This is a genomic window from Arthrobacter sp. 2YAF22_2 (assembly GCF_052114645.1).
GTDB lineage: Bacteria > Actinomycetota > Actinomycetes > Actinomycetales > Micrococcaceae > Arthrobacter.
In genome coordinates this window covers 1-11,427 of the sequence record NZ_JBFRFD010000045.1, presented here as the reverse complement: position 1 = coordinate 11,427, position 11,427 = coordinate 1, and the positions used below count along the sequence as shown (strand labels likewise).

The window sequence follows — 11,427 nt, the reverse complement described above, 5'->3', positions numbered from 1 at the left end:
GCCCTCGGTGGTGTAGAACTTCACGGCGAARCCGCGGGGGTCGCGCCAGGTGTCGGGCGAGCCGCTCTCGCCGGCGACGGAGGAGAAACGGATGAGCATGTCCGTCTCGGTGCCCGACTGGAACAGGGCGGCCTTCGTGTAGGCGGAGACGTCTCCGGTGGTCTTGAACGTACCGAACGCTCCGCCACCCTTGGCGTGCACGATGCGCTCCGGGACGCGCTCGCGGTTGAACTGGGCGAGCTTCTCGATCAGGTAGTGGTCGGTCAGGATGATCGCGCCGTCGGCGCCGACGGTCTGCGAGTGGGCGTCGGAAGCGACGGGGGCACCGGACTGTGTCGTGGATACTGCGGGCGCAGAGATGTTCTGAGTCATCATTCTCCTATTTCTGTTTCTAACTTAGATTCGGTCGGCGGGAAGTTTTTGTTGGCGCTGGCACTCCTCGCAGATGCCCTGGTACAGGACGTCCGCGATCTGGATGGTCATGGGCCGGGAGTTTGCGTCCCAGTGCGGGGTGAGGCACGGCGCATGGCCGACGGCGCATTCGACGTCCTCGACGCGGCCGCAGCTGATGCAGACGGCGTGGTGGTGGTTGTCGCCGACCCTGGTCTCATACAGCGCGGGCGAATGCGGAGGTTCGAAGCGGCGGAGCATCTGCAGTTCGGTCAGGTCTCCCAGGACCACATAGACGGACTGTGCAGTGAGCTCGGGCAGGTCCTCGCGGGCGGCGGCGAGGATGCCTTCCGCCGGCGAATGCGGGTGGCGTTCGACGGCGGTCAACACGGCGAGCCGCTGCTTGGTCACCCGGCGGCCGTGGGCACGCAGCGCTGCCGCCCATGCCTCGCTGCTACCCAGGTGATCCGTCATGGCCCTATTCAAGCACTTATTGTTAGCTGTTCATAATAAGGTGCGGCTTATTACCGCTGTTCATCCCGCTCGACCGGGGTCGGGCCGCTCTTGCGCAGGGACTGACCAATGCGGGCCTGCGTAGTGCGTCACGCTCATCCCGAGGGGCAGCGCCCGCAGCGGCGGGGGAGCCTCGTCCGATTCCTCACCGCGTGGCCGTCAGCAGGTAGGTCCGGACGTTGGTTTGCTGCCCGGCATCCCGCGAGGCGGGGACCTGAGTTAGTCGACCGAAGTTTGCTGAGGGCTGTCCGGGCTGGACCACCGCCGACTCGCTCCAGCCGCCGGCCCGAAAAAGTGTCTCGGGGGAATCGGTACAAAACGGCAGCGGCCGGCCCGCGCTCTTGCTCGCGGCCACCAGCGGAGCCATGCCTTCCAACGCCAACAAGCCGGTCCCAAAGATATCCGCCAGGAAGGTGGAACCGCCTGCGGACAAGGCTGCGGCATCTCGGACAAGGGACTCGGCATCGGCGTCTGTCAGGTAAAAGAAGAGTCCCTCGGCAACCCATACCGTTGGTGTGCGCCGGTCAAAGCCTGAATCGAGAAGGGCCGAGGTCCAAGGACCGGACAGGTCGGCGTGGACGCACCTTCGTTCGCATCGGGGTATTGCAGTGCGCAGGATGGCTTCCTTCTCTGCGAACGCCTCTGCGTGGTCGATCTCGAACACAGTGCAGGAGACCGGGAGCGCGAGCCGAAAGGCCCTGGCATCCAAGCCAGCGCCAAGCAAGACGATCTGCGAGCCCATCCGGGCCGCGCCGAGAATGCGATCGTCAAAATATCGTGTCCGGACCGGCAGGAACGGGTTGTAGTCCGCGGCCTCCAAGCTGGCTTTGCCGCTTTCTCCCGCCAGAAGCTCGGCCCACGGATCGTTGAAAAGCCGGTCCGGACGGGCCGTCTCCAACGCTCTGGCGGCGGCAATCCAACKGCCCGTGCCGACAACTGCCGCCCGCGCCCGCGGGTCATGATCTCGGGTCATTCCTCCACCCTACTGAAGGGCAGCTTGTAGAAGACGGAGGCTCCTTGGCGTGGTAGCTCTTCCGTATTCGGACGCGCCGGGCAAGCCGCCTCCTGCTGCGAACTGAAGCCCGGTGAAGCGACACCCCGCGATCACAGGGCGCCGCTCCAACGGGTGAGCTTCCCGCCGCTAGAGTTGCCCGGTGGGGAAATTCCTGGCGGACATCACGCCGTTACGCGAGAGCCCGGCGTTCCGGCGCCTGTGGCTCGGTTCCGCCGCTTCGGCGCTGGGCAGCCAGCTCACCCTGGTGGCCGTAAGCCTCGAGGTCTACCGGCTCACCCAGGACAGCCTCTACGTGGGCCTGTTGAGCATTTTCGCTCTCGTTCCGCTGGTGGTCGGCGGACTCCTTGGCGGGTCCATCGCGGATGCCCACGACCGCCGCACCGTCGCGCTGCTCGCCTCCGCGGTGCTCTGGCTGACCACCGTCGGCCTGGCGCTGCAGGCCTGGCTGCAGCTCGGTAACGTGTGGCTGCTGTACGTCCTGATTGCCCTGCAGAGCGGCGCGCAGGCCATCAACCAGCCTGCCCGCAGCGCCATCATCCCGATGCTGGTGCGCAAGGAGCTCCTGCCCGCGGCCAATGCCCTGAGCATGATGATCTTCGGCCTGACCATGACTGCCGGGCCGCTGCTGGCCGGCGTGCTGGTCGCCGCGATCGGCTTCGCCTGGACCTACACGATCGACGTGGCCAGCTTCGCGTTCGTCCTCTGGGCCCTGTTAAGGCTGCCGCCGATGCCCCCGGGGCAAGTCGCGCACCGGGCGGGACTGCGCTCCGTCGTGGAGGGCTTCCGCTTCCTCGGCACCCGGCCCAACCTGCGGATGACCTTCGTGATCGACCTTGTGGCGATGATCCTCGCCCAGCCGCGGGCGCTGCTGCCGGCCATCGCCGCGCTGATGATCGGCGGCGGCGACGCCACCGTCGGGGTGCTGCTCGCCTCGACCGCCGTCGGCGCCTTCCTGGCCGGCCTCTTCTCCGGCCCGTTGGGCGCCGTCCGGGCGCAGGGYGCGGCGGTGGTGTGGTCCGTGATGGGCTGGGGCGCCTCGATCGCCGGGCTGGGCCTCGTCGTCGTACTCGCCGGCCGTTCCGGTGCCCACGGCGTGACCCTGTGGCTGGTGCCCGCCGCCCTGTGCTGCGCGCTGGCCGGCATCGCCGACTCCGTCAGCGCCGTCTTCCGCACCACCATCCTCCAGTCCGCCACTCCGGACCACCTCCGCGGCAGGCTGCAGGGCGTCTTTGTCGTCGTCGTGGCAGGCGGGCCCCGGGTGGGCGACATGTTGGCGGGCGGCGCGACTAGGCTGCTCAGTGAGGGCTGGGTGTTGCTCGCGGGCGGTGTGCTGTGCGCGGCGGTGGCCTGGCTCGTTGCCCGCTGGCAGTCCGGTTTCCTGAAGTACGACGCGCGGAACCCGGCCCCTTAGCGGTTCGTTTCTCAGGTGGGTGATCCCGAAGGACATCCAACGGCACGGCTTGGGAGGATCAGTGCACAACCATCACAACGGCCTGAAGACGGCGGCCCTGTTCGGCGTGCTCTGGGCGGTGCTGCTCGGCCTGGGGGCGCTGATTGCAACCGGGACGCGCAGCTCGGCTCCCATCTGGATCATGGCGCTGATCGGCGTCGGTACCACTGCCTACGGCTACTGGAACAGCGACAAGATCGCGATCCGGTCCATGCAGGCCTACCCCGTGACGGAGGCCGAGGCGCCCCAGCTGTACCAGATTGTCCGCGAACTGTCGGTCCGCGCCAACCAGCCGATGCCGCGCATCTACATTTCACCGACCATGGCCCCGAATGCTTTCGCCACCGGCCGGAATCCGCAGAACGCGGCGGTGTGCTGCACGCAAGGCATCCTGCAGCTGCTCGACGCCCGCGAAGTGCGCGGCGTGCTGGGCCACGAGCTGATGCACGTCTATAACCGGGACATCCTGACCTCTTCGGTGGCTGCCGCCGTCGCCGGCGTGATCACTTCGGTGGGCCAGATGCTGCTGTTCTTCGGCGGCGGGGACCGTCGCAATGCCAACCCGCTGGCCCTGATCGCGACGGCCCTGCTGGCGCCGTTTGCCGCCTCGCTGATCCAGATGGCCATCTCCCGTACCCGGGAGTTCGACGCCGATGAGGACGGCTCAACCCTCACCGGGGACCCGCTGGCGCTCGCCTCCGCCCTGCGCAAGATCGAGCAGGGCGTGCAGCTCGCGCCGCTGCCGCAGGACCAGCGGCTGGTGAACGCCTCGCACCTGATGATCGCCAACCCGTTCCGCAGCGGCGGCGGCGTGGCCAGGATGTTTTCCACGCACCCGCCGATGAGCGAGCGGATTGACCGGCTGGAGCGGATGGCCGGCCGCCCGCTGGGCTAGGTCCGCAGGCAATCCGCGGAATCGGCCCTAGCTGCGGAAGTTCACGAACTGCCAGCCAGTAGTTGGCCGGTATTGAATGGTGCTGTCTACCGCGAGTTTCCGGGGTTTTGTCGGTTGGATGAATATGCCCCAAGTGGCCCGTTTGCGGACCTCTTGCGGACTTTTTGCGGACTAAACAGGAAGGACCCCCACCGTGAGGCGAGGGTCCTACTGTTGGCGCTGGGTGCCTTGCGATGTTCGGGGATAGGCTCCCATCGTTCCCTGATCCCGGTACGAAAAGGCAAAACCGGGGGGTGACGTTGACGCCTGGCTATCCCACTCGAAGGGTTGCTTCGTAGTGGTGCAGCCGGCCGTTTACCATCCAGGGCTCAACATCACCTTGGACGGACAATTTCCTGCCCCGCCATTTGACCTGACCTGTCGGAGTGAGCTTGCCGCCGGCCTTGGATCCGATCACCAGCCGGTAGTACGCCGTCAGGGGTGCAGCTCCGTACTGGACCGATTCGTCGGAGCGGATCGGATTGACCTGTGCCGGGAACGGTCCTTCCTCAATGACTGGCAGGGGGTTGCCCTTGGCGTCCTTGCCGCCGCCGGTCAGCACGATGACCTTGTCCTTGTAGATCACTTGGCCCGCTTCCTGTAGCGGTTCAGGACGAACGTCTCGGCCAGGGTCCAGCTGTTGAAGCTGCCCCTGACACTGACCTGTCCCACCTGTTCACTGAGCTGCCCCGGATTGGTCAGGAGCCGGGCCGTGGCGGTGGTGATGACCGCGGCCACGTCGGCGTCCGGGGCCGTGCCAGTGAAGCCCTTGCCCCGCGTGTAGGCGTGAGCCATTGCCGTGACGATAGCGACGTGCTGCCCGGCCAGGGCGACAAGTTCGGGGTTGTCGCCCTGACCGAGGAAGTCGGCCACGTCTTTGCCGGTGACCGCAGCCATAGTTACGCGGCCTTCGTGAGGATGACCACGCCTTCGGGGTGCAGGAGTCCGAGGTCGTAGCGGGTGACCACGCGGATGGCCTGCTGGTCGTATTCCGCGAACCGTTCGGAGAGGACGGTCACGGAAGGGGCAATGTCCCGGACCACGGCGACCTGTGACATGTCCGCCAGGACTGCCTTGCCGGTTGCCAGCTTGTTGGTGACCGTTACCGGGATCCCGAACAGCCGGTAAGTGGTGCCGGCGGTGATGTCGGATTCCAGCAGGTACTTGCCATTGGAGTCCTTCAGCTTGCGGACCGAGAAGAAGTCCGTGCCCGACATGAACCAGCGGTTCGGGGTGACTTCCGCGGCGGCGGCGAGGGCCAGCGCGTCCAGGAAGGAATCGGCGTCCGTGGCGTCCAGGACTGCCTGCTGGGTGCCGGCCTGATTGATGATGCCTGTCACGGTTTTAGCTGCGCCGTTGCCGTTCAGGAGTGCGGTGTCCAGCTTGTCCGCCACGTCCTTGACGATGCGGGCCTTCAGGACGGCGTCCAGACCGATGTTCGACTGGCGGGCCATCTCGTTGGAGAACTTGGTCAGCGCCTTGATGGACTTGCGGTCCGAGGGCATGAGGTTGATTTCCCCGAACGTGACGTCGGAGTCGGGGATCAGTTCATTCTCAGCGACCCAGGACGGATCGGTGGAGCCGGTCAGGGTGGGGATCTTCAGCGGCTCGGAGGAGTCGAAGATCCGGGGGCCGGCGGCGAGGATGACGGACGCGGCCTCAAGCGGCTGAACCAGGATGTTGGCGACCTGCTCACGGATGAGGGTCTGCCCGGTGGTGGTGTCGAGAGTCATGGTGTTTTCCTAACGTGAAAGGGTTTCTGGTTTTCACGCTGGCCACCGGGACAAGCGAAGGGGCCGGGTACCTGACCCGACCCCTTCACTATACCCCCAGGGGGTATGGAAAGCTATACCGATTTGCCTGCTGTGGACGCTCTCTTTGTGATGACGCCCCAGCCGTTCACCTGATTGCCGTCGTCATCGCGGGAACTAGTGTTCTGAGGATTCAAAGCGGAAAGCTCCTGAGCAATGGACAGCAGGGCCGCAACTTCTGCAACCTTGATTCGCTGGTCAATGGTCAAGTGGTCCTGATCGGTGATACTGCCTGCGCTCTGGCCTTTAGCTGCCCCTATGGCGTCCGTCAGTGCATCCCATGCTGTCCCGTAGTCGTTGCTCATGCTGTCCCCTTTTTAGCTTGCTCGTGACCGGAGGATTCCGGCGAGGTCCACGGTATCGGATGCCCCGGACACGGTTCCTTGCCCGACGTCTCCGCGGGGTTTCCGGCTTGCCAGGTGCGGCTTGCGGGCCAGCAGGTCGTCCACCGCTGCCGTGAGGGCCGCGGGGTCGTCCAGCCGGGATTCATCGAAGGGCAGGTCTTCCGGGTCAGCGAGTCGGCCGGTAGCGGCAACCAGGGCCGTGTGGAGCCGGGCGGCGAGGTCATCGACCCGTTTAGCCTTGTCCCGGTAGCCGGCGGATTCCTTCCGCAGCTTCTCCACATAATCGCGGGGGAACGTGTCGCCCTCTGACGGCGCCTCAGGGGCTCCAGTGTCCTCCGGGGTGTCCGTCTCGGTTTCCGGCGTCACAGCGGCGTCCTGCGGGGTCTCCGTCGTGTCCGGAAGGACTGCTTCGGGCTCGGTGCTGGAGTCGGTCAGGGGAATGGTGGGAGTCGTCATTATGCTGCTACTTTCTGCCCGTTGCCGGCCTTCGCGGCGGCGAGCTTTCTGGTGTATCCGGTGGATTGAATATCGGTCGAGACGGTGGGGATCGGGGTGCAGGCGCAACCCTTATGCGTCGGCATGGGGTGGTCCTTGGGCCAGACCTGACCCTCACGCCACCACCAGGTGCAGAGCTGGCAGGCGTCACCTTCCAAGCCCCGGACCCAGCCCGTCGTCTTGGGGCTCCGGGCGATACCTTCGGAGAACTGCCGGGCGGCTGCTTCCATAGGTTCGGACTTGGCGATGCGGGCCAGCTGCATGATGGTGTCCAGCTTGGACGCCGTGATGGTCTGCATGGCCTTGGCGAGCCTGGCGGTGTCGTCAGCAGCAGCCACCAGGATGGTTCCGGGGATCACTACCTCCCCAGTCGCCGCGGTGAGGAATCCGGACAGTGCCAGCTCCGCGGCAGCGCGTCCCTGCTGATTCGCCAGGGCAATGGCCTGAGCGGCGATGTCGTGGAAGTCATCCAGACCCAGCCGGCCGTCCTGTACTGCCTGCCACAGTTGAAGGATGATCGACTCCGCGCCCGCGCCCAGCCCCTTGATGGTGTCCTCGTAGGTGCTCACGCCAGCAGCCCCTTCAGGTCAGTGCCGGCCATGTCCAGGGCCTCAGTCCGGCGTGCCTGGCGGATAGCCAGGATCTCATCGTCCGAGTAGCCCAGCCGGTCCAGGGTGGTGGAGGCGGGCAGCAAGCCGGCGGCAAACAGTTTCACAGCGGCGTCCGCTTCCTGCGCGACGGACCGGGTTGTGGTGTCGGCCCACTTGATCCGCACGTCCAGGGAGAGCGGATCCAGTCCGGTGCGAACTGCCACCATGAGCCGGGCCACGTCTTCCCAGCCGCGCCCGAACTGTGATTGACGGGCCGCTGCCCGCGCTGCCAGTGACGCCTCCGCGGCCCGCATGGAATCGGCGGAAGTCGGCGCGTTGGTCAGTGCTCCGACGTAATGGGCGGGGAGACCGGAGACGGCCATGATCTGACCCAGCAGGACCCGGACCGATGCCTCATACGCTGCCAGGTCCGCCGGGGGCAGCTGCCCGAACTTCCCCTCTGGCGATTCGTTCACCATCATGCGGTGGTCCTCCGCGATGGGGTTTACCGCGTTGCCGTCCTCATCTTCCCCAAGTTCAAGGCCGGACGCCCAGCGGCGCGGGCGGGCGAAATACTCAGAGGCCACCATCATGTCCGCCAGCAGCTTGTTCAGCGCGTCCACCAGCGGGATAAGGTCCGCCATCTCGGATACGCCGTTATCCAGCAGCCGGTCACTGTTCTGAAGCTCCACCACCGGGGGCACGCCCAGCGGGTTGTCCAGGACTTCCAGAGTCTCAAACTGCCCGAACGTCGCCGCGCCCACACTGTTGGCACTCAAGCGGGTGATTCGGTCCGCCTCGTAGAGCACTGCCTCCGTGGTCTTCGCGGTCTCCCAGCGCTTCACAGCGGCGACGATACGGCGGGTTCCCGGATCCCGGACCACCGCCACCTGGCGGGCGGACTCCACTGTCACCTGAGGCGCGCCGGCCGCGTTCGCCCAAACAATCACGTAGCTGGTGCCCAGCGTCAGGGCCTCCCGGTGCGCTACCGCTCCCAGCTGATCCAGGTCGTTGCGGATCCAGTCCTGCCACAGCTGCGGGTCCGGTGCGCCAGCCTGAAGGAAGCCGATGATCCGCAGCCGCTCGGCCAGTGCCGTGACCGCCAGCCGGGGGATGTTGGAGCACATGCGCCCGAACCGGGTACCGAGAGCGGCGCGGGCTTCCGGCGCCAGGAATGCCAGGGCCTGCTCCCCGGCGTAGTACTTATCCAACTCGGAGTAGCGGGCCGCGGGTGCGTCGAGCTTCTGAAACAGGGTGTTGAGCAAGTCGTTCATTGGTTCCTCCTAGAATCCGGCCACGCGACGGCGGACGGTGTTTTTCGTGTGAAACGCTGCCCGGTCCAGGGCAACGATTGCCGCGACTGCGGCGTCAATCTTGCGGGGTGAGTTCCGCTTGTCCTTGACGATCAAGTCGCCCAAGGTGGTGGACTTCGCCACCGCGTGTGAAATGTGCTTAGCGAACCTCAGGTCTCCGTCGTGGGAGAGGGTGCCCTTTACCGCGGCCTGATACATGCGGTCCGTTGCGGGGGCCATGCGCTGTGCGTGCGCCGTGTTCCATTCCAGGACGTGCTTAGCCCCGAACTGCCCGGACCATTCCTCAAGCTCCGACCGCCAGCCCCAAGGATCCGCGGCCAGTTCCGCGACGTCGTACCGGGCGAACGCTTCCGCCACGGTCTCGGAGACTTCCCGACGCGGCACGCGCCAGCGGGGATCGCCGGGGTTTTCCCATAGCCCGATGATGAACAGGTGAGGGACCGGCCCGACCGTGCAGCCCACCAGGGCGGTGGAGTCTCCGGAAGCGGATCCGTCGAAGGCCATCACGATACGTTCCCCGGACTCCGGGGTCCGCGCCGGGTCCGCCAGTTTGTCCCACGCGCCGAACGGTAGCCAGGACTCCACTCCGGTAACCCATTGCCCTAGCCTCAACTGGCGAAAAACGGGTTCCCGGATGGTCTTCCGGACCGCCTCCAGGGCGTCCTCAGCGAGGAAAGGATCCTTGCAAGCCAGCGCGGGGTTCGCGGTGCGCCACGCCTCCCTGTCGGTCACGTCGCAGCCGTCCGGGGCGGCGTACTCCTTCAGGTAGAACTGTGGGTCATCGCCCTCCCTGCCGTGCTTCACCAGCGTCCACATGATGCTGTCCTCCGACGCGGCCGGGGTGCTGATAGCCAGGGTCAGGGACTCCGGACGCTTGCCGGCGGCGGTCGTCGCGGCCTCCCAAACCGATTCCGTGACGACGTGCAGTTCATCCACGATCAGCAGCGAGGGGTCAAAGCCCTGAAGCGCTCCGTACTCGGCCGGCAGCGGGGTCAGTGTCGCGTCATTCTCCGGAACATAGAGCCGGTCCTGATACACCTGTACCCGCTCCGCGAGGACCGGGTTAAGTTCCACCATGCGCTTGGCAAGCTTGAATGTAATGTTCGCCTGGCGCTGGTCCGATGCCACCACCAGGACCTCAGCGGACGGCGGACCGACAAACAGTTCAGCGAGTCCGACCATTGCCGCAAACGCCGTTTTCCCATTGCCGCGAGGAAGGGATACCAGCGCCGTCCTGATGCCCGGTGCGAACGCTCCCCGGATAATGTCCTGCTGGAAGTCCCGCAACTTCACCGGCTTACCAGCGCCGTGGCCGCGAGGGATCACCAGGAAGTCCCGGATGAACCGCTCCCGACGCTTAGCCCGATCCTTCGGCCAGCCCTTGAAGTCCAGCGGCTCGGCCGTAATAGCCCGCTTCGGTCCAGCTGCCACTACTTACCACCGCCAGCCGGGTTACCTGATACCGGGAGTATCGGAAACTTTGCCTTCGCCGGTGGGTGGAGCGGCGAGTCCCGTTCCCCTACCCCCCAGGTCTGTGTTTCGCCGCGTGCGGATCCGCGTTTGGAGTTGCAGCTGGCACAGACGACGTCGATCAGGTCCAGGGTGATGGACTTGCCCTCCGCCTTCCGTTTCCATGCTTCGGGGGAGTGGTCAGCGGTGAGCCGCTTAGTGGTTCCACAGTCGGTGCAGAAGGACTGGATGGACCTTGCACGCTTGGAGAGCTTGCGCCATGACCAGTCGTAGCCGCGTTCCTCTCGTGATGCCTTGGAGACGACGGGCTTAGGCCGGTGCAGTTCGCAGCGGGGTCCGTCGCTGACTTCACCGCAGACCAGACAGGACTTCAGGAGACTCAAGACGCCAGCCTCCGTTCCTCGAACTTGGGGAACAGTTCCGGAACAGGAACAGACTGTTCGATTGGCCGTGTTCCTGTTCCTCCACCCTGTGTGTCAGGTACAGGAACAGCGGAACATTGCTGCTTATAGACACGCATGGCTGTTGCGGCCCGGTCGGTGCTCCATCTCAGGCGTTCCTTGACGTCCCTCACGGTTGAGGGCGGGGGGTCCAGCGCCTTTAGCTCGGCCAGGTCCACGGCCGGGACTGCCTCCGGCATCCGTTCCCCGTCCTGAGCCGCGAAGACCGCGAAGTTGCCGTCCGGGAAGAGCTTGAAGGTTCCGCCCAAGGGTTCCTTGTCGCCGCGTGGCGAGTTGGACCGCAGACCACCATGGCGGTCTTTTTTGACGTTCAGATACGCCGCGCCGCCGTGACCAGGCGTGAATGCATCCTTGACGGYTACCCGCAACATGGTTCCGCCGACTGCCCGCGACTTTGCCGCCGTCCCGGTTGGGCCTTGTGCCTTGGATTCGGTGTTCTTGGCTACGTGGTCGATGGCGATAACTGCGGCCCCTGCCATTGCAAGCGGTTTTAGCACTGATGTGTGGGCGATGGTGAAGTCATCCGGGCTGTTGGAACTTAGCCCCATGGTTGGCATTAGTTCACCGACGCTGTCTAGGACGGCGACACCGGGACGCCACGCCTTCAGGTCGGCCACGGTCTGCACCAGGTCTTGGCGGTC

15 protein-coding genes are annotated in these 11,427 nt (G+C 65.7%); 2 read left to right on the top strand and 13 right to left on the bottom strand.

Annotated features, from left to right (window positions below):
* The 3 genes from AB4Y86_RS03530 to AB4Y86_RS03520 all read right to left on the bottom strand — a co-directional run.
* Positions 1 to 372: catalase (locus AB4Y86_RS03530; RefSeq protein WP_441400128.1), on the bottom strand; the 372-nt coding region annotated here is incomplete at its 3' end.
* Positions 373 to 396: 24 nt separating this feature from the next.
* Positions 397 to 864 (bottom strand): Fur family transcriptional regulator, encoded by a 468-nt coding sequence (locus AB4Y86_RS03525; RefSeq protein WP_441400126.1) that lies wholly within the window; start codon positions 862 to 864, stop codon positions 397 to 399.
* Between the two features lie 184 nt (positions 865 to 1,048).
* Positions 1,049 to 1,876, bottom strand: coding sequence for a class I SAM-dependent methyltransferase (locus AB4Y86_RS03520; RefSeq protein ID WP_441400124.1), 828 nt, complete (start codon positions 1,874 to 1,876; stop codon positions 1,049 to 1,051).
* 181 nt (positions 1,877 to 2,057) lie between these two features.
* Between AB4Y86_RS03520 and AB4Y86_RS03515 the strand changes: the two genes are divergently transcribed.
* The gene (locus tag AB4Y86_RS03515) at positions 2,058 to 3,329 is read left to right on the top strand and encodes an MFS transporter (RefSeq protein WP_441400122.1); all 1,272 of its coding nucleotides are present in this window, start codon (positions 2,058 to 2,060) and stop codon (positions 3,327 to 3,329) included.
* Between the two features lie 61 nt (positions 3,330 to 3,390).
* Complete coding sequence (gene htpX, locus AB4Y86_RS03510; protein WP_441400120.1) at positions 3,391 to 4,263, top strand: zinc metalloprotease HtpX; 873 nt, start codon at positions 3,391 to 3,393, stop codon at positions 4,261 to 4,263.
* Between the two features lie 310 nt (positions 4,264 to 4,573).
* Here htpX and AB4Y86_RS03505 read toward each other — a convergent pair whose 3' ends face one another.
* The 10 genes from AB4Y86_RS03505 to AB4Y86_RS03460 form a co-directional block, all read right to left on the bottom strand.
* Positions 4,574 to 4,888, bottom strand: coding sequence for a hypothetical protein (locus AB4Y86_RS03505; protein WP_441400118.1), 315 nt, complete (start codon positions 4,886 to 4,888; stop codon positions 4,574 to 4,576).
* Positions 4,885 to 5,199, bottom strand: coding sequence for a hypothetical protein (locus AB4Y86_RS03500; protein WP_441400116.1), 315 nt, complete (start codon positions 5,197 to 5,199; stop codon positions 4,885 to 4,887). Before AB4Y86_RS03500 ends, AB4Y86_RS03505 begins: the two co-directional genes overlap by 4 nt.
* A gap of 2 nt (positions 5,200 to 5,201) precedes the next feature.
* The gene (locus tag AB4Y86_RS03495; RefSeq protein ID WP_441400114.1) at positions 5,202 to 6,035 is read right to left on the bottom strand and encodes a phage major capsid protein; all 834 of its coding nucleotides are present in this window, start codon (positions 6,033 to 6,035) and stop codon (positions 5,202 to 5,204) included.
* A 113-nt stretch (positions 6,036 to 6,148) separates the two neighbouring features.
* Entirely contained in the window at positions 6,149 to 6,418 is a 270-nt protein-coding gene (locus AB4Y86_RS03490; RefSeq protein ID WP_441400113.1) for a hypothetical protein, read from the bottom strand.
* Positions 6,419 to 6,430: 12 nt separating this feature from the next.
* Complete coding sequence (locus tag AB4Y86_RS03485; protein ID WP_441400111.1) at positions 6,431 to 6,913, bottom strand: hypothetical protein; 483 nt, start codon at positions 6,911 to 6,913, stop codon at positions 6,431 to 6,433.
* Positions 6,913 to 7,521, bottom strand: coding sequence for a VG15 protein (locus AB4Y86_RS03480; RefSeq protein ID WP_441400109.1), 609 nt, complete (start codon positions 7,519 to 7,521; stop codon positions 6,913 to 6,915). Before AB4Y86_RS03480 ends, AB4Y86_RS03485 begins: the two co-directional genes overlap by 1 nt.
* Positions 7,518 to 8,816: a phage portal protein gene (locus AB4Y86_RS03475; protein ID WP_441400107.1), complete on the bottom strand. Its 1,299-nt coding sequence runs from the start codon at positions 8,814 to 8,816 to the stop codon at positions 7,518 to 7,520. Before AB4Y86_RS03475 ends, AB4Y86_RS03480 begins: the two co-directional genes overlap by 4 nt.
* Positions 8,817 to 8,825: 9 nt before the next feature.
* Positions 8,826 to 10,286 (bottom strand): terminase large subunit domain-containing protein, encoded by a 1,461-nt coding sequence (locus AB4Y86_RS03470; protein ID WP_441400105.1) that lies wholly within the window; start codon positions 10,284 to 10,286, stop codon positions 8,826 to 8,828.
* The gene (locus AB4Y86_RS03465; protein ID WP_441400103.1) at positions 10,286 to 10,708 is read right to left on the bottom strand and encodes a hypothetical protein; all 423 of its coding nucleotides are present in this window, start codon (positions 10,706 to 10,708) and stop codon (positions 10,286 to 10,288) included. The genes AB4Y86_RS03470 and AB4Y86_RS03465 overlap by 1 nt, the downstream gene beginning before the upstream one ends.
* On the bottom strand, positions 10,705 to 11,427 hold a 723-nt coding region (locus AB4Y86_RS03460), incomplete at its 5' end, for a hypothetical protein (RefSeq protein WP_441400102.1). The genes AB4Y86_RS03460 and AB4Y86_RS03465, both read right to left, overlap by 4 nt.

Coding starts and splice junctions, on each gene's coding strand:
- AB4Y86_RS03525 (WP_441400126.1), bottom strand. CDS start 864: ATGACGGATCACCTGGGTAGCAGCGAGGCATGGGCGGCAGCGCTGCGT.
- AB4Y86_RS03500 (WP_441400116.1), bottom strand. CDS start 5,199: ATGGCTGCGGTCACCGGCAAAGACGTGGCCGACTTCCTCGGTCAGGGC.
- AB4Y86_RS03495 (WP_441400114.1), bottom strand. CDS start 6,035: ATGACTCTCGACACCACCACCGGGCAGACCCTCATCCGTGAGCAGGTC.
- AB4Y86_RS03490 (WP_441400113.1), bottom strand. CDS start 6,418: ATGAGCAACGACTACGGGACAGCATGGGATGCACTGACGGACGCCATA.
- AB4Y86_RS03485 (WP_441400111.1), bottom strand. CDS start 6,913: ATGACGACTCCCACCATTCCCCTGACCGACTCCAGCACCGAGCCCGAA.
- AB4Y86_RS03475 (WP_441400107.1), bottom strand. CDS start 8,816: ATGAACGACTTGCTCAACACCCTGTTTCAGAAGCTCGACGCACCCGCG.